We start from the raw sequence: 20,461 nt of genomic DNA on the forward strand, positions 1-20,461 counted from the left end.
GGCGCGCTCAGGCTATCCGCGCGCACCGTCGCTTGCCCTTTCGTCATTTCTGAGTACAGTCGGTTTCGATCGCACTCATGAGGAGGAAGCATGGACAACGCGCAGATCGTCAGGGAGTTCTGGACGCAGGCGTTCCAGCAGAAGGATCCGGCTGGGGCCGCTGCTGAGCACCTGGGCGAGCAGTACATCCAGCACAACCCGCTCGCCGTCGACGGCGCCGAGGGGCTCGTCGGGTTCGTCGGGGCGCTGCAGCAGCAGGATCCGGGCTTCCGCGCGCAGCTCATCCGCATCGTCGCAGAGGGCGACCTCGTCGCGACGCACAGCCGCTTCGACGTCGGTGGGGCGACCATGTCGGCCATGGACTTCTGGCGCCTCGAGGACGGTCGGATCGTGGAGCACTGGGATGCGATCCAGCCCGTGCCGGCGCAGTCGCGCAACGACCACGGCATGTTCTGATGCCCGAGGATGCCGCCTCGGCGCGCGCCGTCGTCGCCGACGAGCCGGGCGGGCCCGACGTCCTCCGCGTCGCCGCCGTGCCGATGCCCGAGCCCGGCATCGGCGAGGTGCTCGTGCGCGTGCACGCGGCGAGCGTGAACCCGGTCGACGTCATGCAGCGCCAGCACGGCACGTTCGGCGGCGGCCGGTCGATCCGCATCGGCTACGACGTCGCGGGCGTCGTGGAGGAGGTCGGCCCCGGCGTCACGCTGTTCGCACCCGGCGACGCGGTGTTCGGCATGCTGCCCTTCCCCCACGCCGCGGGCGCGTACGCGACCCACGTCGTCGCCCCGACGCGAGCGCTCGTGCGCACTCCGGCGTCGCTGAGCCACGCCGAGGCCGCAGCGCTGCCGCTCGCCGGACTCACCGCGTGGCAGGCGCTGGTCGACACCGCGCGCCTCGAGCGCGGGCAGCGCGTCGTCGTGACGGGCGCGGCGGGCGGCGTCGGCCATCTCGCGGTGCAGATCGCCCATGCGATCGGCGCGCATGTCATCGGCGTCGCATCCGCGACGGATGCGGCGCTCGTGCGCTCGCTCGGCGCCGACGAGGTGCTCGACTACCGCGAGCAGCACTATGCGGACGTCGTGCGCGGCGCCGACGTGGTGCTCGACGTGCAGGGCGGCGAGAGCGCCGCCCTGGGGGTCGCCGCCGTGCGGCCGGGCGGCATCCTCGTCATCACGCTGCCGCAGCAGATGGCGACGCTCGCGCCGATCGCGGAGGCCGCGGGCGTGCGCGCCGCGGCGCTGTTCGTGGAGGCCGACCAGGTCGGGCTCGCAGGCATGGTCGAGCTCGTGGAGTCGGGGCTGCTGCGGCCGATCGTGGCCGCGACGCTGCCGCTCGCCGAGGCCGGCCGCGCCCAGAGCGAGCGCTTCGGCCCCGGCAAGGTCGTGCTCCTCACTTCCGACGAGGGGTGAGGGCGGGGCGGCTCGCGCGCACCGCGGGCCGCTCCGGCAGGCGCCCGCCCAGCCCCTGTCCCTCGGCCGTGCGCGCGATGCGGTCGCGCCGCGATCTGCGGGATCGCGCCGCGCGAATCAGCCCCGCGGCGTCCGCAGCAGCAGCCCGTGGTGCTGCACGGTGAGCGCGACGCTCACGACCTCGCCGACGACGTCGCCGTCGAGCTGCAGCAGCTGCGGCGTCTCGAAGCGCGCGTCGAAGCGGCGGCCCTGCGTGTACCGAAGGGCGTGCAGATCCGGGGTGTTCCTCAGCACCCACCGGCCGGGGCGGGATGCCTGGAACATGCCGTTCGTCGTGAAGCGCGACGCGATCTGCACCCATCCCCATGCGCTCTTCGGCTTGAAGACGACGACGTCGAGCAGCCCGTCGTCGACGACCGCGTCGGGCATGAGGAGCAGGCCGGCGGTGACGGTGCCGACGTTGCCGACGATGATCGTGTGCGCCGTGAGCGACCGCGCGCGGCTGCGGTCGACGCGGTAGCGGAGGTCGAAGCGGGCGCCGCCGAGGATCGAGCGGGCGATGGGGTCGACGTAGGCGCCCCAGCCGATGCGGCGCTTCAGCTCGGCGTCGGTGTCGGCGGCCATGCGCGCGTCGAGGCCGATGCCCGCCATCACGAGGAACGCCTTGCGCCTGATCGCGCCGTCGGCGGTGCGCATCGTCGCGAAGGCGACGTCGATCGGTCGGTCGACGCCCGCGAACGCGTCGGACACCGCACGCGGCAGGCTCGTGGTGCGCAGGCGGAGGTTTCGGGCGAGGAGGTTCGCGGTGCCCGAGGGCAGGAGCGCGAGCGGGATGCTCGACTCGTGCATCGCCTCCGCGACGGCGCGCACGGTGCCGTCGCCGCCCGCGACGAGGATGAGGTCGGGGCGTGCCGCTGCGGCGTCGCGCGCCGCCTGGGCGCCGGAGTCGTCGGCGGCGGTCTCGTACCAGCGCGACGGCGCCCATCCGTGGCTCTGCTCGGCCTGCTCGACTGCTGCCCTCAGGCGCGCGGTCGACACCTTCACGGGGTTGTGGACGACGGCGGCGACGGGTCGCGCACCCGCCGGCGCACGCGTCTCGTCCGTCACGCTCCTGACCGTAGGGGACGGATGCGGTGCGCGCCCGATGCGTCGCCGATGCGCCCGCCCTGGATGACTCAGGCGCGCATCCGTGCACCGCTCGCGTCAGGGACGCGCGGCCGGCTCCCGCCCGAAGCTCACCGACGACGCGGCGCCCGAGTCGGCGGCGCGTGCGATGGCGTCGTCCTCGGCGCTGCGGTCCTGCCGCGCGGTGAGCGCGAGGTACGCGACGGCGGCCGCGACGAGCCCGACGAACAGGGCGATGTCGATGCCGCCGATCGCCTGCGCGAGCGGCCCGACGAACCACGCCGTCACGACGAACGGCACCATCGCGACGATGCCGATGCCGTAGGAGGCGAGCCCGCGCCAGCCCCACGCACCGTAGACGCCGTCGGGGCGGAACATCTCGCCGATCGCGTAGCGGCCCTTCCGCACGAGGTAGTAGTCGACGAGGTTCACGCTCGTCCAGGGCACGAGCACGTACACGAGGATCACGAGGAAGCTGCCGAAGTTCGCCAGGAACTCGCCGGTGCTGAGCAGCGCGCCGAGCAGGCCGGCGCCGCCGACGATCGAGCACGCGACGATGCGCACGCGGCGGGTGGGCGCGAGGGGGCGGAAGGAGTCGATGACGGTGATGCCCTCGATCGACGCCGCGTAGATGTTCACGGTGATGACGCTGATGAGGCCCGGCAGGGCCGCGAGCAGCAGCCATCCGCTCGCGCCGGGGAGGATCGCATCCGCCGCCTGCGCCACGGCCTGCAGCGGCGCCGCGCCCGCGAACTGGGCGGCGACGAAGGCGCCGAGCACCATAAGCCAGGAGGCGCCGACGAAGACGCCGCCGTACGTGAAGGCCGTCGCGGCCGCGGGGCTCGTGCGCGGCGGGAGGTAGCGGGAGTAGTCGGAGACGTACGGCGCCCAGCCGAGCCCGTAGCCGGCGGCGCCGGCGAACTGCACGAGGAACGCGGGCCACGCGAAGGATCCGAGGCCCAGCTGCTCCGCGGGCAGCGGCAGCGCGACGATGCACGCGATCGAGAAGACGCCGAAGGTCGCGAGGAACAGCAGGGTGAGCCACTGCTGCGTGCGATGGATCCAGTGGTAGCCGACGATCGCCAGCACGAGCGCGAGGCCGGTGATGAGCACGTACCAGAGGGGCGCGACGGATGCGCCGGTCGTGATGGTGAGCACGTCGGCGGCGAGGATCTGGTTGAAGATGTTGAAGCCGACGATGCTGAGGATCGTGACGACGCAGATCACGGCGACGCCGCGGTAGCCGAACTGCGCGCGCGACTGCAGCATCTGCGGCAGACCGAGCTGCGGACCCTGCGCCGAGTGGAACGCCGTGAAGATCGTGCCGACGGCGACGCCGGCGAGGATCGCGATGACGCTCGTCATGAACGTCGCGCCGAGGCCGACGCCGATCATGCCGGTGGCGAGGGTCGTGAGGTTCGCGTTCGACATGAACCACAGCGGGAAGAGCGACCAGACCGATCCCTTGCGCTCCGTCAGCGGCACGAAGTCGATGGACTTCGTCTCGATGGTGCTGCTCATCGGTGCCTCCTCGGCGCGCTCGGCTGCTCGTCGAGCAGTCCGCGGTAGAGCTCGGGCCGGCGGTCGCCGAGCAGGTCGTTGCGGTCGCCCGCACGGGTGTCGGCGGGGATCTCGACCGTCGCGGTCGCGGCGGTCTCGCCCGCATCCGCCACCCATCCGTACGCGTCGACGATGGCGGTGCCGCCGGTCCAGTCGATGCCGCGGTCGTCGCCGTGGTGGTCGGCGATGACGATGGGGATGCGCGACGTGCGCGCCGACCCCATCGCCTGGATGAGCTCGGGCGGTCGCTCGCCGGCGGGCCGGTCGACGAGCGGCCACGCGACGGGCGCGGCGATGACCTCGGCGCCGGCGAGCGCGAGCGCGCGCGGCACCTCGGGGAACTCGAGGTCGTAGCAGATGGCGAGCCCGAGGCGGCCGATCGGCGTCTCGACGACGGGCGGCTCGGCGTCGCCGGGCTCGAAGAGGGTCTGCTCGAGGTCCCACAGGTGCGTCTTGCGGTAGACGGCGAGCACGCCGTCGCGCGTGATCGCGCCGACGCTGTTCGCGATGCTCGCGCCCGCGCGCTCGGCGAAGCCGACCACGAGCACGGCATCCGCGGGGAGGTCGGCGGCGAGGGATGCGAGGGCGGCGTCGCCCGCATCGATCGCGAGCGCGCGAGCCTCGTCCTGCGACGTGAGGGCGTAGCCGCTCGTGAGCAGCTCGGGCAGCACGATCAGCCGCGCGCCCGCCGCGACCGCGTCGGCGATCGCAGCGCGTGCCGCATCCAGGTTCGCCTCCGGCTCGCCGGCGCGGATGCGCGGGCTGCGCGCCGCGATCGCGATGGACCTGGCCTGCTGCTCGCCGTCGAGTGCCACGCTGCGCTCCCGCTCCCCGTCGCGTCCGGTCAGCCCGCGGTGCTCGCGGCAGCCGAGGATCCGGCGGAGGCGACGTCGGCGTAGGTCGCGAGCCGCATCGTGGCGGTGGCGCTGTGCGCGGCCATGCCCTCGGAGTCGGAGATCACCTGCACGGCGTGCGCGAGCTCGGGCGTCGCCTCGCGTGCGACGCGCTGGTAGGTGAGCGGCTTGAGGAAGCGCGACACCGACAGCCCCGCGCTGTGCTTCGCGCCACCAGCGGTCGGCAGGACGTGGTTCGTGCCGGCCATGCCCTTGTCGGAGTAGGCGATGGTGCTCCACGCGCCGAGGAAGATCGAGCCGTAGTTGCGCAGGCGGTCGTGGAACCAGTCGTCGTCGGTCGTGATGACCTCGAGGTGCTCGGGTGCGAGGTCGTCCATGAGCGCTGCGGCGACCTCGCGGTCGTCGGCGACGGTCACGGTGCCGTAGTCGCGCCAGGCGGGGCCGCAGATGGGCTCGGTCGCGAGCGTCGCGAGCTGCCGGTCGACGGCGGCGATGACGGCGCGGCCGTGCTCCTCGGAGGTGGTGACGAGGGCGGCGGGCGAGTTGGGGCCGTGCTCGGCCTGGCCGAGCAGGTCGGCGGCGACGATCTCGGGGTCGGCGCTCTCGTCCGAGAGCACGGCGACCTCGGAGGGGCCGGCGAGCAGGTCGATCGCGGTGGTGCCGAAGAGGCGGCGCTTCGCCTCGGCCACGTAGGCGTTGCCGGCGCCGACGAGCATGTCGACGGGCAGGTCGCCGAGCAGGCCGAAGGCCATGGCGGCGAGGGCCTGCACGCCGCCGAGCACGAACACGCGGTCGACGCCCGACAGGTGCGCGGCGTAGACGACGGCGTCGTTGGCGACGCCGTCCGGCTGGGGCGGCGTGGCCGCGATCACGGTGGGCACGCCGGCCGCCTTCGCGACGCCGACGGTCATGAACGCGGAGGCCGTGAGCGGAAAGCGCCCGGCGGGCAGGTAGGCGCCGACGCGGGCCACGGGCACGTAGCGGGCGCCGGTGACGATGCCGGGCACGAGCTCGGCCTCGAAGTCCTGCAGGTGCGCCCGCTGCTCGCGGGCGAACGCCTGGGTGCGCTCGGAGCCGAGCTCGATGGCCGCGCGGAGGTCGGCGGGGATGCGGTCGCCGCTCGTGGCGATCTGCTGCGGTGTGAGCTCGATGTCGCCGCCGCGGTACCCGTCGAGCGTGCGTGCGTACTCGAGCACCGCATCCATGCCGCGGCGCTCGACCTCGGCGAGCATCGTCGTGACGGTCTCGATGACCGCGGGGTCCTGCTGCGCGGCGGGCGCGTCGACGAGCGGCGTCTTGAGGTGGTGGAAGCGGCCGTCGAGGCTGGCGAGCACGGGGGCGGAGAAGCGCATGCTCGGACGCTACGGGGATCGTCGAGTGCTGCACAAGACGATGTCCTACGATCGATCACATCGGATTCCACGATGGGAGCGACGATGACCCTCGCGCAGCTGACCGCGTTCCTCGCAGCGATGGAGCACGGATCCTTCACCGCGGCGGCGCGCGAGCTGGGTGGCGCGCAGGCGTCGATGTCCGAGCTCGTTGCACGCCTCGAGCGCGAGCTGGGCGCGACGCTCTTCGTGCGCGGCGGCCGTCGCCTCGTGCCGACCGCCGCCGCGATCGAGCTGCAGCCGCACGCCCGACGCGCGGTGGGCGCCATCGATGCGGGCATGGATGCGGTGCGCTCGCTCTCGGCGCTCGAGGGCGGCACGTGCACGTTCGGGGTGCTGCGCAACGCCGCCTACTACGACCTCGCCGACCTCGTGCAGCGCTTTCACGCGCAGCACCCGAAGGTCGCGGTGCGGCTCGTGGGCCTCAACTCGGCGCTCGTCGCCGAGTCGATCGCGCGCGGCGAGCTCGAGGCCGGCATCGTCGTGCTGCCGGTGCCCGAGGAGGGGCTCGCGGTGCGGCCGCTCTTCCGCGACGAGGTGCTCTACGCATCCGCGACCCGGGATCCGCGCGGCGGCCCTGTCTCGATCGACGAGCTGGCCGCGGCGAGCCTCGTGCTCTACGACGCGTACGCCGGCTGGTCCGACCCCACGAGGCGGCAGCTGCGCGAGCGGGCGAGCCTCCGGGGCCTGCGCATCGAGCCGGCGATCGAGGTCGAGCACGTCGAGACGGCGCTCGGGCTCGTCGCGAGCGGCTCCGTCGACACGATCGTGTCGCGCTCGATCGCCGAGTCGCCCTCCTTCCCCGCTGGCGTGCACGTCGCGCCGATGGACGAGCCCTGCTTCGACACGATCGCGCTCGTGCAGCGCGAGGGCGCGCACCTGTCGCCCGCGACCCGCGCGATCGCGTCGCTCGCCGAGCAGACGCTGCTGTCGAAGCTCGGCGACCACGAGGGCCGCGAGCGGATGGCCTGAAGCCCGGCTCAGGCCGAGCCGCGAGCGGGTCGACTGAGGCCGGGCTCAGGCCGAGCCGCTCCACGGCGCCGGCACGAGGATCCACAGCACCGTCGCCGGCTCGCCGCCCTCGACGCGCCACGTGTGTGGCTCGCGACCGGGGAAGGTCACGGCGTCGCCGGCGCGCGCGACGATCGAGCGGTCGACGAGCTCGAGCCGCACGGTGCCGGCGAGCACGTGCAGCACCTCGACCTGCGCATTGATCGTGTAGAGGTCGCTGCCGCCGTGCGCGTCGGGCGCGAGCTCGGAGCGCAGCACCTGCACGCGCTCCTCGCCGCGCGGCGTCATGAGCCGCTCGTCGACGTGCACGCCACCGAGGTTCACGCGCGGCGCGTCGGCGAAGGCGACGTGCTGCACCTCGGGCTCGGCGAAGAGCGCGCCGATCGGCAGCGACAGCACCTGGCACAGCTGCACGAGCGTCGCGAGGCTCGGCGACGTCTCGTCGCGCTCGACGCGGCTGAGGAATCCCTTCGACAGCCCCGTCGCCTCGGCGACGTGCGCGAGCGTCATGCCCTGCGCGGTGCGCACGGAGCGCAGCCGGGCGCCGATGGGTGCGACGACCTCGTCGGCGGAGGGATGAATCGCGCGCATCCCCACCCCTCTCTCCTCAGGCGGCATCGCTTGACGCCGCATCCGTCGCGGGAGTACGGTCGCGGCACGTTGCCCTGAGAGTACACGGAGTTGTCCAATATGCAACCCACCCACGAAGACGCGCCGCGCGGCCCGATCGACGCGAGCCGCGTGCCGCGCTTCGCCGGCATCGCGACGTTCGCCCGGCTCCCCCGCCTCGACGAGGTCGAGCGCGCGGACGTCGCCGTCGTGGGCATCCCGTTCGACGGCGGTGTCAGCTACCGCCCGGGCGCACGCTTCGGCCCGAGCCACGTGCGCGAGGCGTCACGCCTGCTGCGCCCGTACAACCCGGCGCAGGACGTGCATCCGTTCGCGGCGCAGCAGGTCGCCGACGCGGGCGACATCGCCGTGAACCCCTTCGACCTCGCCGAGGCCGTCGCCGACGTCGAGGCCGGCGCGCTCGAGCTCGCCCGCTCCGCCGGCCGCATCGTCGCGATCGGCGGCGACCACACGATCGCCCTGCCGCTCCTGCGCGCCGTGCACGCCGCGCACGGACCCGTCGCGGTGCTGCACTTCGACGCGCACCTCGACACCTGGGACACGTACTTCGGCGCCCCCGTCACGCACGGCACTCCCTTCCGTCGCGCGAGCGAGGAGGGCCTCATCGACCTCACCGCGAGCTGCCACGTGGGCATCCGTGGGCCGCTGTACTCGAAGGACGACCTGCGCGACGACGAGCGGCTCGGCTTCGCGATCGTCACGAGCGAGGAGATCGAGGAGGAGGGGGTCGCGGCCGCGATCGCGCGCATCCGCACCCGCATCGGCGACGCGCCGCTCTACATCTCGATCGACATCGACGTGCTCGACCCCGCGCACGCGCCCGGCACCGGCACGCCCGAGGCGGGCGGGCTCACGAGCCGCGAGCTGCTGCGCATCCTGCGCGCGCTGTCGGATCTGCGCATCGTCGGCGCCGACGTCGTCGAGGTCTCCCCCGCCTACGACCACGCCCAGCTCACGGCGGTCGCCGCGAGCCACGTCGTCTACGAGCTGCTGAGCGCCATGGCGCCGCGCGGGGCGACGCCGAGCGATGCCGCGCCCAGCGATGCGGCGCCCAGCGATGCCGCACAGAGCACGACCGAGGAGCACGCATGACCCGCCCCACCGACGAGCAGGTGCTCGCCGCCGCCGACGCGATCGTCGACGCCTTCCGCGCCACCGACGGCGAGCGCTACTTCGCGCTCTTCGCACCCGAGGCGAGCTTCGTCTTCCACACCGAGCCAGCGAGGCTCGACGACCGCGCCGCCTACGAGCGGCTGTGGGCCGAGTGGGTGGCGAGCGGATGGCGCGTCGAGTCGTGCGCGTCGAGCGACCGGCAGGTGCTCGCGATGGATGGCGGCGCCGTCTTCTCGCACACGGTGCGCACCGCCGTCACGACGCCCGACGGCCCCGACGCGTACGTCGAGCGGGAGACCATCGTCTTCCGCGTCGACGGCGACGGCCTCGTCGCGATCCACGAGCACCTCTCGCCCCAGCCCTGATCCCGGCCGCCGTCCGGCGACCGCATCCCGCATCCCACCCAGCACCCCAGGAGACGACGATGTCCCTCATCGCACGACTCGAGCAGCGCCTCGCCGCCGACGACGACGGCAGGCCGGTGCGCGGCACCAACTCGCTCGGCCGCACCCTCATGATCTGGCTGGCGGCGAACCTCGTCGTCACCACGCTCCTCACCGGCACGCTGTTCGTGCCCGACCTGCCGCTGGGCGTCGTGATCGCACTCATCGTGGGCGGCACGCTCGCCGGCGCCGCGGTGCTCGTGACGATCGGCGCGATCGGCACCCGCACGGGTCTGCCGACGATGGCGCTCACGCGCGGCCCGTTCGGCACGCGCGGCAGCCTGCTGCCGGTGGCGGTGAACGTGCTCATCCTCATGGGGTGGAGCTGGGTGCAGGCGATGCTCGCCGGCACCGCCCTCGACTACATCGTCGCCACCGTCACGGGCTTCTCGAGCCCCGTGCTGTTCGCGGTGCTCTGCCAGACGATCGTCGTGGTGCTGGCGATCTTCGGCCACACGGGCGTCGCGCGCGTCGAGCCGTGGTTCGCAGCCGTCATCCTCGCCATCGCGGCGTACATCTTCGTCGTCGTGATGGTGGATGCGGGGCCGGGCGCGATCGGATCCATCCCCGCCCCCGAGGCGCCGTTCTACACGGCGGGCCTCGCGTTCGACGCGGTCGTCGCGACGGCGGTGTCGTGGACGGTGCTGTCGGCCGACTTCAACCGCTTCGCCCGCACGACGAGGGCGGGCGTCGTCGGGTCGGGCATCGGCTACACGCTGTCGACCGTCATCTCGATGACGCTCGGCGCGGTCGCGATCGCCTACGTCGTCGTCTCCGGCGGCGACGCGGTGGCCTTCGACCCGGTGACGATCATCGCGCCGTTCGGCCCGGCCTTCGCGGTCGGCATCTTCCTGTCGGTCATGGCGACGAACACGATGGTCGTCTACGGCATGGTCACGAGCGTGGTGAACGCGCTGCCCGGGCGGCGTGTGCGCTTCCTGCCGACCGCGCTCGTGCTCGGCGTCATCTCGATCATCGGCTCGACGTTCTTCGGCCTGCTCGCGCAGTTCACGACGTTCCTCGTGACGATCGGCGCCCTGTTCGCGCCGATCTTCGCGATCATGATCGTCGACTACTTCGTCGTCGCCCGCGGCAGCTACGACCGCGACATCCTTCGGCCCCGCGGCGGCCGGTTCTGGTTCTCGGGCGGCGTGAACTGGATCGCCGTGGCCGCGTGGGCGGTCGGCGCCGCGATGGCGTACGTGTGGGCCTACGTGTGGCCGCTGCCGATCGGCGCGACCGTGCCGGCGTTCGTGCTCACGCTCGTCGTGTACCTCGCGGCGTCGTGGCCGCGGCGCGCGTCGACGCCGACTGTGCCGAGTCGACACCTGGCGGATGCGGAGGCCGGCGACGAGGCGCCCGTCTCGACTCGCTCGTGATGCACGCTGCTGCTGGCGGCGCTGGTCGGCGCCTGATCGACCTCAGCCATCCGATCGTCGACGGCATGACCGTCTTCCCCGGCGACCCTTCGGTGCACGTGTCCGCTGCGTTGTCGGTCGAGGTCGACGGCGCCGCAGTGACGGCCCTGCGGATGGGCTCGCACACGGGCACGCACATCGACGCCCCATCGCACACGGTCGTCGGCGGGCGGACTCTTGCCGAAGTCGCCCTCGACGAGCTGGTCGGCGACGCGCTCGTGCTGCGCGTGCCGGGGCTCGAGGCGCGGGAGGCGGTGTCCTGGGAGCGGCTGACCGCTGCGGTCTCCGTACCGGATGTGGTGCCGCCGATCGTCGCGCTCGAGCTCGGCTGGTCGGAGCACTTCGGCTCTACGCGTGCGGTCGACCACCCGTTCCTGGATGCGTCGGTCGCGTCCGAGCTCGTCGTCCGCGGCATGCGCGTCCTCGCGGTCGACACCCTGAATCCGGATGCGACGAGTGCCGACGCGACCGACTTCCCGGTGCACGAGATCGTGCTGGGCGCCGACGGCCTCATCGTCGAGAACCTGCGCCTCCCCGACGACCTGCCCGCCCGCGTGCTGCTCGGCTTCTTCCCGCTGGCGCTCGAGGGCGACGGTGCCCCGGTGCGGGCGGTGGCGTTCGTCGGGTAGCCGACGACGTCGATCGACTGCCTCCCAGCCGAGCGCCGCGACGACTTCGCCGTTCTGCCGCATCCTTCATGCCCGAGTCAGCTGGAAGACCGGGACCGTCGGGGGCTCTAGCTATACTGCGGACGTGACAGGCGCTGACTTCGCCATCGACGTCGGCTTCGACGTGCGCAGCGACGCCGGCGCGGGAGATCCGGACACGACGAGCGCGACGCTGCGCCGCTACCACCAGCTCCTCTGGAGCAAGCCGCTGCCCGACGGCACGCCGTTCACGCTCGACACCTCGAGTCGCCGGCGATATCTCCATCACGCATCGCGTCGCGGCGAGTTCTTCCTCGCGAGCGACACGTGCGTGCCGACGTACCGGTCATGGACGCAGATGGCTTCGATCATCGAGCAGTGCTCGACGCGGGAGCTGGACGAGTTCCAGCGGCTCAACCACACGATCGGGGGCATCCTCGTGTTCCCCGGGGAGCGACGGCCCGGGGCGCAGACCCTCAACCAGGCGCGCGGGTTCGCTCGTGCCATCGGCGACCGACTCGACCTCACGCTCGAGTGCATCCGACGCTCGTACGCAGGAGAGGCGAACCCTCTCGACCGCACGCTCGCCGCCTACTGGGACTTCTTCGAGCTCTTCGAGTCGTTCGAGGGATACGTCGACTTCTTCCTGCTGCAGGACCTCGTGGCCGACGACGGGTCCGTGCAGTTCCTGCGGAACTTCGATGGCTTCGACGCGAGCCCGCTGCCGCGGGACATGGAGGACTACCGCGAGTACAGGGCTCGCAGCATGGCCTTCCTCGCCGCGCGCAACCGAAGAATCGCTGCGTGGGATGCGACGCGGATCAGGAGCGCCGACTCGTAGCCCGAGGCTCCGGGACCAGCCTGGCTGCCCGCGTCGTCAGGCGTCTGACGGTGCGAGATCAGCGTTGGTCGGGCGCGGCCTCCGGCTCGATGGCAGAGACGCCGAAATGCTTCATACGCTCGGTGTGATAGCCGATCGCGTGGTGGCGAGCACCGCGGGAGTTGCCCGCCAGCACACAGGCGGCGTAGAGGCTGACGAGCCCGTCCCACCCCTCAGGCGCCGGACGCGCCTCGATGACCGGCATCGACTCTCGGCTCGAGTCCGATTTGATGGTGTTGCACGCGACGTGCAGGGTCGCGAGATTGCCGTCGTCGCCAGCCCCGCCCGCGCTGTGGGCGAGAACGTGATCGGCTTCGGCCGCGACCGCCCAGTACGCCGGATGCACCGTTCCGGTCTTATAGCGCCAGTAGTAGGGCAGCTCGTCGGGGAATACGTCGCTCATCGCGACGAGGATCGAACGCGGGATGGCGCGACCGCCGCAGTACGTGCACCGCATGCCATCGCCGAGGAAGGTGCGCGCCCGCGCGGCATCGTCGACGTCCCGCTCTCCCGTGGCCTCGCCGTCGGAGTTCCGGGTGCCAGCGCGCTTTAGGCTGCCTTCCCACACCTCCCCGGCAATGGGTGCCAGCGCCGCCCTCGCCGCCGTCACGTCCCGCTCGGCGAGCGCTCGGGCAACCTCCGTCAGCGCATCTGCGTACCGGTCCACTGCCGATGCGTCGAGTTCCGTCACGGGCTTCATGGCGTCACCATAGCCGCGAGGGCTGACAAGGCTTCGAGCGTCATCGGTGCTCGGCAAACGCCGCTCTGACGAACCCCTCGAGCTCCCCCACCGCATCCAGCGGCAGAACCGCCGCGACGTACATGTCCGGTCGCACGAGCACCATCGCGCCGTCGCGCGACACCTCGCGAGCGTCGAAGATGTCCGCGTCGGGGTCGGTGCCGACCGCCATCTTCGGCGCCGCCGGCTGGCAGTCGCGCGGGGCGATGGCGGCGTAGACCTTCTCGTAGTCGACGAGTCCGAGGGAGCCGGTGCGCGGCAGGAAGATCGGCGGGATCGTGCCGAGGTCGACGTCCTGCCACGCATCCTGCAGCACGAGCTTCACGTCGAAGACCGAGTCGACGTCGGCGCCCGCGGGCGTGAACCGAGCCACGACATCCGGCACCTCGGCGGCGAAGCGCGCGAGCGCCTCCCCCGAGGCATCCGCGAACGCGTACAGCCGCCAGCGCCCATCTGCCCGGTGGTGGTGGCCGAGCTGCACGAAGTTCGCATCCGCCACGCGCGCGACCGGGTAGGACTTGAAGCGCTTGCCGATCGGGAAGCCGGCGGCGAGCGCCTGGTGCTCGGCGGTGCCGGTGATCATCGACGGCTCGTATTGCGTGCGGAAGCCGTAGAGGAACTCCGCCTGGTCGACGTAGAAGCGCGTCATCTCGTCGGGGTCGGTGAGCTCGGCGGTCTTCTTCGCCATGAGGCTCGACCACTGCTTGTCGTAGTCGATGAGGTTCTGCGCCACCACCTGCCGCTCGGCGGAGTAGGTGGCGAGCAGCTCGTGCGGGCTCTGGCCGGTGAGCACGGCGCCGAGCTTCCAACCGAGGTTGAAGCCGTCCTGCATCGACACGTTCATGCCCTGCCCGGCCTTCGCCGAGTGCGTGTGGCACGCGTCGCCGGCGATGAACACGCGCGGTTCGCGCTCGCTGCCGTCCGCATCCACGCCGTCGTCGAAGCGATCGCAGAGGCGGTGCCCGACCTCGTAGACCGAGTACCAGGCGACGTCCTTCACCTCGAGCGTGTACGGCGAGAGGATGGCGTTCGCGCGGGCGATCGTGTCGTGGATGGTCGTCTGGCGGATGCGGCCGGCGTCGTCGGCGGCGACCTCGCCGAGGTCGACGTAGAAGCGCGCCAGGTGTCCGCCCTCGCGCGGGATGAGCAGGATGCTGCCCGCCTCTGACTGGATGGCGCACTTCATGCGCACGTCGGGGAAGTCGGTGACGGTGAGCACGTCCATGACGCCCCAGGCGTGGAAGGCCTGGTCACCCTGCAACTGCCGCCCCATCGAGCGGCGCACGCCGCTGCGTGCGCCGTCGCAGCCGACGACGTACTTTGCGCGGATGGTGCGCGTCGGGCGGTCGTCCTCACCGCTGATCGCCGCTCCCGAACCGCTCGCCACCCCAGAGTCGCTCGACGCTCCAGAAGCGCTTGCCGTCCCAGAACCGCTCGTTGAGGAGCGAACGGAGCTTGCGGAGTTCGCGTCTCGAAGCGAGCCCCCAAGAGACTCATCCGCCGTCGCTTCGTTCACCGCCAGCCGCGCCGCCTCGGCCCCGAGCCCGGTCGCGGCGGCAAGCGCCGCATCCTCCGCCTCGCTTGTCGCGCCGGAGTCGCGGATGGTGACGAGCACGGAATGCGTCGGGTGGTCATCCCGCTCCTGGCTCACGAACTCGATACCGAAGTCGGGCTGGATGCGCGCCGGCCCATGCAGCGCGGCCTCGGCGAAGTAGTCGAGCACGCGCGCCTGGTTGACGATGAGGTGCTCGAACTCGCTGATGCCGTTGGGGTCGTCGTCGGTGCGCTTGGTGCGGTGGATCTTCGTGGGGTCGTCGTCGCGCGGCCCCCAGAAGCTCGTGGAGGTGATGCGGTACGCCTCCTGCGTGATGCGCTCCGCGAAGCCGAACGCCTGGAACGTCTCGACGCTGCGCGCCTGGATGCCGTCGGCCTGCCCCACCTTCAGCCGCCCCGTGCGCCGCTCGATGATGCGCGTGGTGACGGACGGGTACTGCGAGAGCTGCGCCGCGAGCAGCATGCCGGCCGGCCCGGAGCCGACGATCAAAACGTCGATTTCGTCGGGGATCTCGGTCGGCCGATCGATGCCCGTGCCCGCGGCGGGCCGGATGCGGGGGTCGCCGGAGACGTACCCGTCGTGATGGAACTGCATCGGTCCTCGATTCGACTCCGTTGCCGCGAGCAAAGATCGTTCTTTATTGGAACGATGCGTTCTGCTTCTGAGAAAAAGATAGGGCCGACGCGCCTTAACAACAAGCACCCAGGGGATGACCGAGCGACCGATGCCGGTGAGCAACCAAACGCCTCTCGACGGACAGCCGTAGCTTCGACCGATCGGCTCACGCCACAGGTGCTCAGCGGCTAACGTCGCCCCAGCCCGGGGGATCCGCCGTTGACCACGCTACGAATGCCTGCTCCGTACAACGTCCTCGCCGCGCACGAGGGCTTCGCTGTCACGCGGGCGACCGAGCGGCGGGCGCGCTTGTCAGCGCGTCGCTCCTTCGCCGTCTTCCTTCCGCCCGCTGACGCCCTCGCGAGGGCGTCTTCCGCCTTCAACAGATCCAAGAGCTCCTTCAGCTCACGAAGTTCTTCACGCCCAAGGCCACGGTTGGACCGGCGCTCGAGCAGGACGCGCACGCGATCGAACCGCTGCGCACGTCGTCGCTCGAGCGCCGCGCGCATCGCCTTCTTGCTCATCTCTGCTCCGTTCAGCGCGGCCGGGAGCGCACATACGGGACGGTTTCGGGGCCGTCCCAGTCCGGACGTCGACGGCTCGCGAACACATTTGGCGTCGCGTGAACTTGCCTGGGCACGGGAGCGTCAGCGCGGGGCGCACGCCGCGCAGACGACGCGGGTGGTGCCGACAGCGCTTCCTCTCGCGCAGCCTCCGCCTGGAGGTGACGCTCGGCCTCACGCAGCGAAACCGCAAGCGCCGCTGCCTGCTCTTCACCCCACGCTCTGTCGAGCGGCAAGGTGCTCGCCCAGGCCTTCGCCTCAGTCAGCGACCCCGCGGCATTCACCTGGTGCACCACCTCGCCTCGATGGCGGTGCTCGTATGGCCTACCCGAAACTCGCACCTGCCAGATCCGCTGCTCACCTCGCCCCTCGCCGATGCGCACGATCGACGCACCCTCGACTTGGTCACACTGGTAGCGACCGGGGCGCACCATGGTCCAGGTCCACTTTGGCTGAGCGACTCGTCGGTCGCTGTCGATGCGATGAGACGAGTTCGAGGTGGGCACACGTGCACCTTAGACGCCTCCCCTGACACGATGTCGCGGACACGAGGGTTCTCGCTCGAGCGAGGCTCGGCGCAGGAGCGCCGCGCGGGCGCCCACGAGATGTGCGGCATGAGCACCGCCCTCTTCGGAAGAGCGGTCACAGCCGCCGACTAGCCGCACGCAGATGCACGCCGTCAGCTCTTGCCTTGAGCACCCCGCTCGGCGAGCAAGGGCGCCTCGCAATCGGCCAAGCGCCGAGGGCTGCGACTCGTGAGCCCGCGTCGACGGTAGCGACACCGTCCGACACGGCCCGTCGCCGTCGCCCGCGTCTCGCGACTGCCCCGCAGTCGGCTCGGGTTACGCTGCGTTCGACACCGTGTTGCGCGGTCGCACGCCTAGGAGGCAAGTCGTGGATTCGTATCAGTTCGTCCCGCTCGGCGAGACCGGCTTTCGCTGCACCGTCGTCTCGACCGAGAAGGGCGTCAGCCGTCACATCGAGCTCGCGGTCGACGACGTGACGACGGATGCAGAACCGAGGCTGACTGGGGACGAGGAGTTCATCGCCAACGACGCTCTGCGCGAGAACCTCCTGAACTACGGCGTCAACGAGCATGGAGCGCGCAAGACCGAGGACGACGAGCAGCGCAAGGCCTTCGCGAAGGCATCGGAGCGCAACGCGAAGGTCGCGCTGCAGCTCGCGGAGTTCATGCACTACGGCTCCTATCGGGCTCGCCGCGGATGGTGCTCGTGCTGCTTCGTCGAGACGACGCACCGGGAGGTCGATGGACCCTTTTCGCCGTCGGTCTACCTGTGCTCGGGATGCGGCGCGGCGACGACGCCGTGCTTCGCCGCCAACTGCCGCTACATGGCCCGGCGTCATCACTTCTCGGTCGGACTCGCCGCGTTCTGCAGCGAGCACCGCCACGAGATCCGCAGCTTCGAGCGTGCGAACGAGCGGTACGCCGACCTCGACGCCATCGACGATCTCCGCACGTTCGATGCCCCGAACCTGGCGCTCGCCACGAAAGCCGTCCTCTACGCGGGCGTCGGCGCAGCCGTCCTCGGCCCTGCAGTCTTCTTCATGGCTCCCGCGATCGGTGGAGCACTCGGAGCGAGCGGACTCATCGGTCCAGCGCTCAGCGGTGCCGCTGCCTCGAGCCACGGACTCGCGGTGCTCGGTGGAGGTTCGCTGGCAGCCGGCGGCTTCGGCATGGCCGGCGGCACGGCGGTCGTGACGGCGTCGGGCGCTGCCCTCGGCGGGAGCCTGAGCGCAGTGGCCGCCACCGCGTACCTCGAGGACGACGACTCCTTCGCCATCGAGAAGTTGCGGGATGGCGTCGGCAGCCCGGTGCTGGTGGCCTCTGGATTCCTGACCCAGAAGCGCGACGGCTGGCACGACTGGGAGCGGATCGTGACCGTGCGCTATGCCGACAACCCGGTCTACCGCGTGCACTGGGGCGCCAAGGAGCTGGCGGCATTCGCCGTGCTCGCAGGGGGCATGGGCGGCAAGGTCGCTGCCAGTGTCGGCCTGCGCGCATTCGCGATGCAGGCATGGAAGAAGGGCGCCAACCTGATTCCGCCCCTCGGTGCAGCGCTCATCGCGTACGAGGTCGCGACCAACCCGTGGCTGCTTGCCAGGAACAGGACGAAGCAGACGGCGGCCGTGCTCGCCGACCTCCTTGCGCGAGTCGAGTCCGCGCCGTTCATCCTGATCGGCCACAGCCTCGGAGCACGGATGATGCTCGCGACCGCCGAGATCCTCGCGACGAAGCCTGGGCCCGCGCTGGTCGAGGATGTGCACCTCCTCGGCGCTGCCGTCGGCGTGGGAGGTGACTGGAAGGACCTCGACTCGAGCGTGCGTGGCACCGTCTTCAACTACCACTCGACACGGGACGAGGTGCTCGGCCGGATCTACCGCACCGCCGAGCTCGGGAAGCGCGCCGTGGGCCAGGTGGGCTTCGGGACCTCGTTCCAGAACATCGTCGACGTCGATGTCAGCGAGTCGGTCGCCAAGCACTCGGCGTACCACGACTTCGTCGAGCTTCGCGCTCGCCGCTGAGGGGCTGGCTCAGGGGCGGACGAGCCGCTCGAGCATCGCTTGCGTCTCCGGGTCGGTGGAGTAGATCGAGACCCCGCGCATGCCGCGCGTGAGCAGCACCTTGTAGGTGTTGAGCACGGCGCGCGTAAACTGCTCCGGCTCCGCCTTCTTCACCTGCGAGTCGTGGCTGAACTCGGGACGCGCGACCCAGCGGTCCTCGCGCCAGACGAGATCGTCGGCGATGATGACGCCTGCGTAGTCGTACTCGAAGCCCTGCGCCGTGTACACGCACCCGACCTGATCGAAGCCGGCGGGGTCGCTCGCCCAGAAGGGCGTTCCGGGGGCGTCGCCGACCTTCGTGTCCTTCTTGTTGTTCCAGGGCCGCTGCCAGTCGCCGATGACGACGTCGTTGGGCAGCGAACCGCCCTTCGCGTCGCTCCATCTCCACGCATACCCCGCGGCGATGCGAGCGTTGTAACCATCAGCCAACCGCTTGCGGAGTGCTTCCTCGATCGCGCTCGGGCGCGAGTAGACGGAGACGTCGAACCGGTCGTCGCCCTCCCACGGGGTCGGCCCACCGGGCTCGAGCCCGAGCAAGCGGAGGACCCAGTGCTCATAGGCCCGACTGCCGCCGAGCCGGAACTGGCCGTCGAGGTCGATGTGCCGGACGCTGAGATGCTTGCGGTCCGCCGCGGCTCGGATGTCTGCGAGCGTGCCGATCTCACCCGGACGCACCACCTGATGCTCGTCGAGCAGGAAGACTGGGACACGCGCAGCATCGATCAGCTCGCCCACCTGCGGTCGATCGGTCCGGAGCGCAGCACTCGTGTAGCGGTTCGCCGAGGTCCTGCGGATGCGGTGTGCTTCGTCGCAGATGAGCACGTCGATGCCGTTGGGCTCGGCCGCCATGTACGAGTTGAAGTACTTGAAGAGCTCCTGCACGCGCTTGTTCTGCTTGCCCGCGACCTTGCGGAGCGTCTTGGTGAACGCGCTCGATCCGGTCGCGTGCATCGCCGTGCGGCCCTGACGGGCGAGCTCACCGAGCAGCGACAGCGCGATCACGCTCTTGCCGGAGCCGGGGCCACCGGTGACGACGATGACTTCCTTGGTGTTGGCGCGCATCGCCGCGTCGACAGCCCGCATCACGAGCGAGTACGCCACCTGCTGCTCGTCGAGGAGCACGAACTGCTCGCGCTGCTGCACCTCTTCGGCCGCCACCTTCAGCAAGTGCTTGCTCGGACGCACCGCAGAGCCGAGCAGCTGATCGGCCGCGACGCCGCCATCGGCACTCAGACAGGACTGCAGATGCCGCAGCCACTCACCTCGTCGCTGAGCGGTGAACATCCGGCCCTCCGACGCTTGCGGATGTGCCCAGAGGTCTCCGAGGTCGCGATCGGTGGCGTTGTGGAGATAGGCGACGCCTGCGACTCGGGTCGCGTCGTCGTCGAGCGAGGCGACGAAGTCCTGGAGGTAGCGGGTGTAGCCGTCGACCTGAGCGATCGGATGCAGCCGTTCGCTACCGTCCATCACGACGACGTCATCGGTGCCGTCAAGCATCCTGGCCGCTGCCCATTGCTTGAGCTCGACGACGAGGTACGAGAGCTCGCCCGTGCTCGGATGCGCGCCGCACAGCACGACGTCGGCGCGCTTGCTCGTCAGCGGGAGCTGATACTCGACCAGTACCTCGAGGTCCGCGAGTCCAGCATCGACGAGATCGTTCGAGAGCACGTCGAGGCTCCGCTTCCACGACCGCTGCTCGGCCAAGCTCGGTCGCTGCTGCAGCTGGAAGCGGAACTGCTCGGAGAGCACGTCGACGATCTCATCCGACTCGGCGAGAGCACGCAACGACGACACGGACCCGCGGAAGAGCGGCACGACGACACCCCTGGAAGCACGATGACTTCCCGCTCGGGTGGAGGCTTGTCAGCGAGACGCGCCTGTCGGGCCGGACGGACTTGCGTCCGAGGCTACTCCGCGTTGCGCGC

General features: G+C 71.1%; 18 protein-coding genes. 9 read left to right on the plus strand and 9 right to left on the minus strand.

Annotated features, from left to right (window positions below; translation table 11 throughout):
• The first annotated feature begins 90 nt into the window (after positions 1-90).
• Both C1N71_RS13100 and C1N71_RS13105 read left to right on the plus strand, forming a co-directional pair.
• Positions 91-456: a nuclear transport factor 2 family protein gene (locus C1N71_RS13100; protein WP_137756808.1), complete on the plus strand. Its 366-nt coding sequence runs from the start codon at positions 91-93 to the stop codon at positions 454-456.
• Positions 456-1,409 carry an NADP-dependent oxidoreductase gene (locus tag C1N71_RS13105; RefSeq protein WP_137756809.1) on the plus strand — a complete coding sequence of 318 codons (954 nt, stop codon included), beginning with the start codon at positions 456-458 and terminating at the stop codon, positions 1,407-1,409. The genes C1N71_RS13100 and C1N71_RS13105 overlap by 1 nt, the downstream gene beginning before the upstream one ends.
• A gap of 117 nt (positions 1,410-1,526) precedes the next feature.
• On the opposite strand, the gene C1N71_RS13110 is transcribed toward C1N71_RS13105, so the two are convergent.
• The 4 genes from C1N71_RS13110 to hisD all read right to left on the minus strand — a co-directional run bounded on the left by C1N71_RS13110 (position 1,527) and on the right by hisD (position 6,300).
• Positions 1,527-2,516: a diacylglycerol/lipid kinase family protein gene (locus C1N71_RS13110; protein ID WP_137756810.1), complete on the minus strand. Its 990-nt coding sequence runs from the start codon at positions 2,514-2,516 to the stop codon at positions 1,527-1,529.
• A 96-nt stretch (positions 2,517-2,612) separates the two neighbouring features.
• A complete protein-coding gene (locus tag C1N71_RS13115) occupies positions 2,613-4,055 on the minus strand; it encodes a purine-cytosine permease family protein (RefSeq protein ID WP_137756811.1) in 1,443 nt (480 codons plus the stop codon).
• Positions 4,052-4,909, minus strand: a complete 858-nt coding sequence (locus tag C1N71_RS13120; protein ID WP_137756812.1) for a nitrilase-related carbon-nitrogen hydrolase — start codon at positions 4,907-4,909, stop codon at positions 4,052-4,054. Before C1N71_RS13120 ends, C1N71_RS13115 begins: the two co-directional genes overlap by 4 nt.
• A gap of 29 nt (positions 4,910-4,938) precedes the next feature.
• Positions 4,939-6,300 carry a histidinol dehydrogenase gene (hisD, locus tag C1N71_RS13125; RefSeq protein WP_137756813.1) on the minus strand — a complete coding sequence of 454 codons (1,362 nt, stop codon included), beginning with the start codon at positions 6,298-6,300 and terminating at the stop codon, positions 4,939-4,941.
• An 84-nt stretch (positions 6,301-6,384) separates the two neighbouring features.
• Here hisD and C1N71_RS13130 point away from each other — a divergent pair, with 84 nt between their 5' ends.
• Positions 6,385-7,311, plus strand: coding sequence for a LysR family transcriptional regulator (locus tag C1N71_RS13130; RefSeq protein ID WP_217496002.1), 927 nt, complete (start codon positions 6,385-6,387; stop codon positions 7,309-7,311).
• 45 nt (positions 7,312-7,356) lie between these two features.
• On the opposite strand, the gene C1N71_RS13135 is transcribed toward C1N71_RS13130, so the two are convergent.
• On the minus strand, positions 7,357-7,941 hold the full coding sequence (locus tag C1N71_RS13135; protein WP_137756815.1) for a helix-turn-helix domain-containing protein: 585 nt from the start codon (positions 7,939-7,941) through the stop codon (positions 7,357-7,359).
• 99 nt (positions 7,942-8,040) lie between these two features.
• Here C1N71_RS13135 and speB point away from each other — a divergent pair, with 99 nt between their 5' ends.
• The 5 genes from speB to C1N71_RS13160 all read left to right on the plus strand — a co-directional run bounded on the left by speB (position 8,041) and on the right by C1N71_RS13160 (position 12,442).
• Positions 8,041-9,072: an agmatinase gene (gene speB, locus C1N71_RS13140; protein WP_137756816.1), complete on the plus strand. Its 1,032-nt coding sequence runs from the start codon at positions 8,041-8,043 to the stop codon at positions 9,070-9,072.
• Entirely contained in the window at positions 9,069-9,458 is a 390-nt protein-coding gene (locus C1N71_RS13145; protein WP_137756817.1) for a YybH family protein, read from the plus strand. Before speB ends, C1N71_RS13145 begins: the two co-directional genes overlap by 4 nt.
• Before the next feature lie 59 nt (positions 9,459-9,517).
• A complete protein-coding gene (locus tag C1N71_RS13150; protein ID WP_137756818.1) occupies positions 9,518-10,915 on the plus strand; it encodes a purine-cytosine permease family protein in 1,398 nt (465 codons plus the stop codon).
• 65 nt (positions 10,916-10,980) lie between these two features.
• On the plus strand, positions 10,981-11,583 hold the full coding sequence (locus C1N71_RS13155) for a cyclase family protein (protein ID WP_254678012.1): 603 nt from the start codon (positions 10,981-10,983) through the stop codon (positions 11,581-11,583).
• Positions 11,584-11,707: 124 nt separating this feature from the next.
• A complete protein-coding gene (locus tag C1N71_RS13160) occupies positions 11,708-12,442 on the plus strand; it encodes a DUF6994 family protein (RefSeq protein ID WP_137756820.1) in 735 nt (244 codons plus the stop codon).
• A gap of 58 nt (positions 12,443-12,500) precedes the next feature.
• Here C1N71_RS13160 and C1N71_RS13165 read toward each other — a convergent pair whose 3' ends face one another.
• From C1N71_RS13165 to C1N71_RS13180, 3 genes are all read right to left on the minus strand, one after another.
• Positions 12,501-13,181 carry an HNH endonuclease gene (locus C1N71_RS13165; protein WP_175414226.1) on the minus strand — a complete coding sequence of 227 codons (681 nt, stop codon included), beginning with the start codon at positions 13,179-13,181 and terminating at the stop codon, positions 12,501-12,503.
• 40 nt (positions 13,182-13,221) lie between these two features.
• Entirely contained in the window at positions 13,222-15,369 is a 2,148-nt protein-coding gene (locus C1N71_RS13170; protein WP_254678013.1) for an FAD-dependent monooxygenase, read from the minus strand.
• 209 nt (positions 15,370-15,578) lie between these two features.
• Positions 15,579-15,914 (minus strand): hypothetical protein, encoded by a 336-nt coding sequence (locus tag C1N71_RS13180; RefSeq protein WP_137756822.1) that lies wholly within the window; start codon positions 15,912-15,914, stop codon positions 15,579-15,581.
• Between the two features lie 933 nt (positions 15,915-16,847).
• Between C1N71_RS13180 and C1N71_RS13185 the strand changes: the two genes are divergently transcribed.
• Complete coding sequence (locus C1N71_RS13185) at positions 16,848-18,497, plus strand: DUF726 domain-containing protein (protein ID WP_137756823.1); 1,650 nt, start codon at positions 16,848-16,850, stop codon at positions 18,495-18,497.
• A gap of 9 nt (positions 18,498-18,506) precedes the next feature.
• Here the strand turns inward: C1N71_RS13185 and C1N71_RS13190 are convergent, their stop codons facing one another.
• On the minus strand, positions 18,507-20,285 hold the full coding sequence (locus C1N71_RS13190; RefSeq protein ID WP_217496003.1) for a DUF2075 domain-containing protein: 1,779 nt from the start codon (positions 20,283-20,285) through the stop codon (positions 18,507-18,509).
• Positions 20,286-20,461 lie beyond the last annotated feature (176 nt).

The organism is Agrococcus sp. SGAir0287, assembly GCF_005484985.1.
In the GTDB taxonomy this organism is placed as follows: Bacteria; Actinomycetota; Actinomycetes; order Actinomycetales; family Microbacteriaceae; genus Agrococcus.

Excerpts from the sequence above, each read along its gene's own strand:
- C1N71_RS13135 (WP_137756815.1), bottom strand. The coding sequence starts at position 7,941 with ATGCGCGCGATTCATCCCTCCGCCGACGAGGTCGTCGCACCCATCGGC.
- C1N71_RS13105 (WP_137756809.1), top strand. The coding sequence starts at position 456 with ATGCCCGAGGATGCCGCCTCGGCGCGCGCCGTCGTCGCCGACGAGCCG.
- C1N71_RS13150 (WP_137756818.1), top strand. The coding sequence starts at position 9,518 with ATGTCCCTCATCGCACGACTCGAGCAGCGCCTCGCCGCCGACGACGAC.
- C1N71_RS13165 (WP_175414226.1), bottom strand. The coding sequence starts at position 13,181 with ATGAAGCCCGTGACGGAACTCGACGCATCGGCAGTGGACCGGTACGCA.
- C1N71_RS13155 (WP_254678012.1), top strand. The coding sequence starts at position 10,981 with ATGACCGTCTTCCCCGGCGACCCTTCGGTGCACGTGTCCGCTGCGTTG.
- C1N71_RS13100 (WP_137756808.1), top strand. The coding sequence starts at position 91 with ATGGACAACGCGCAGATCGTCAGGGAGTTCTGGACGCAGGCGTTCCAG.
- speB (WP_137756816.1), top strand. The coding sequence starts at position 8,041 with ATGCAACCCACCCACGAAGACGCGCCGCGCGGCCCGATCGACGCGAGC.
- C1N71_RS13145 (WP_137756817.1), top strand. The coding sequence starts at position 9,069 with ATGACCCGCCCCACCGACGAGCAGGTGCTCGCCGCCGCCGACGCGATC.
- C1N71_RS13180 (WP_137756822.1), bottom strand. The coding sequence starts at position 15,914 with ATGAGCAAGAAGGCGATGCGCGCGGCGCTCGAGCGACGACGTGCGCAG.
- C1N71_RS13130 (WP_217496002.1), top strand. The coding sequence starts at position 6,385 with ATGACCCTCGCGCAGCTGACCGCGTTCCTCGCAGCGATGGAGCACGGA.
- hisD (WP_137756813.1), bottom strand. The coding sequence starts at position 6,300 with ATGCGCTTCTCCGCCCCCGTGCTCGCCAGCCTCGACGGCCGCTTCCAC.
- C1N71_RS13170 (WP_254678013.1), bottom strand. The coding sequence starts at position 15,369 with ATGCAGTTCCATCACGACGGGTACGTCTCCGGCGACCCCCGCATCCGG.
- C1N71_RS13115 (WP_137756811.1), bottom strand. The coding sequence starts at position 4,055 with ATGAGCAGCACCATCGAGACGAAGTCCATCGACTTCGTGCCGCTGACG.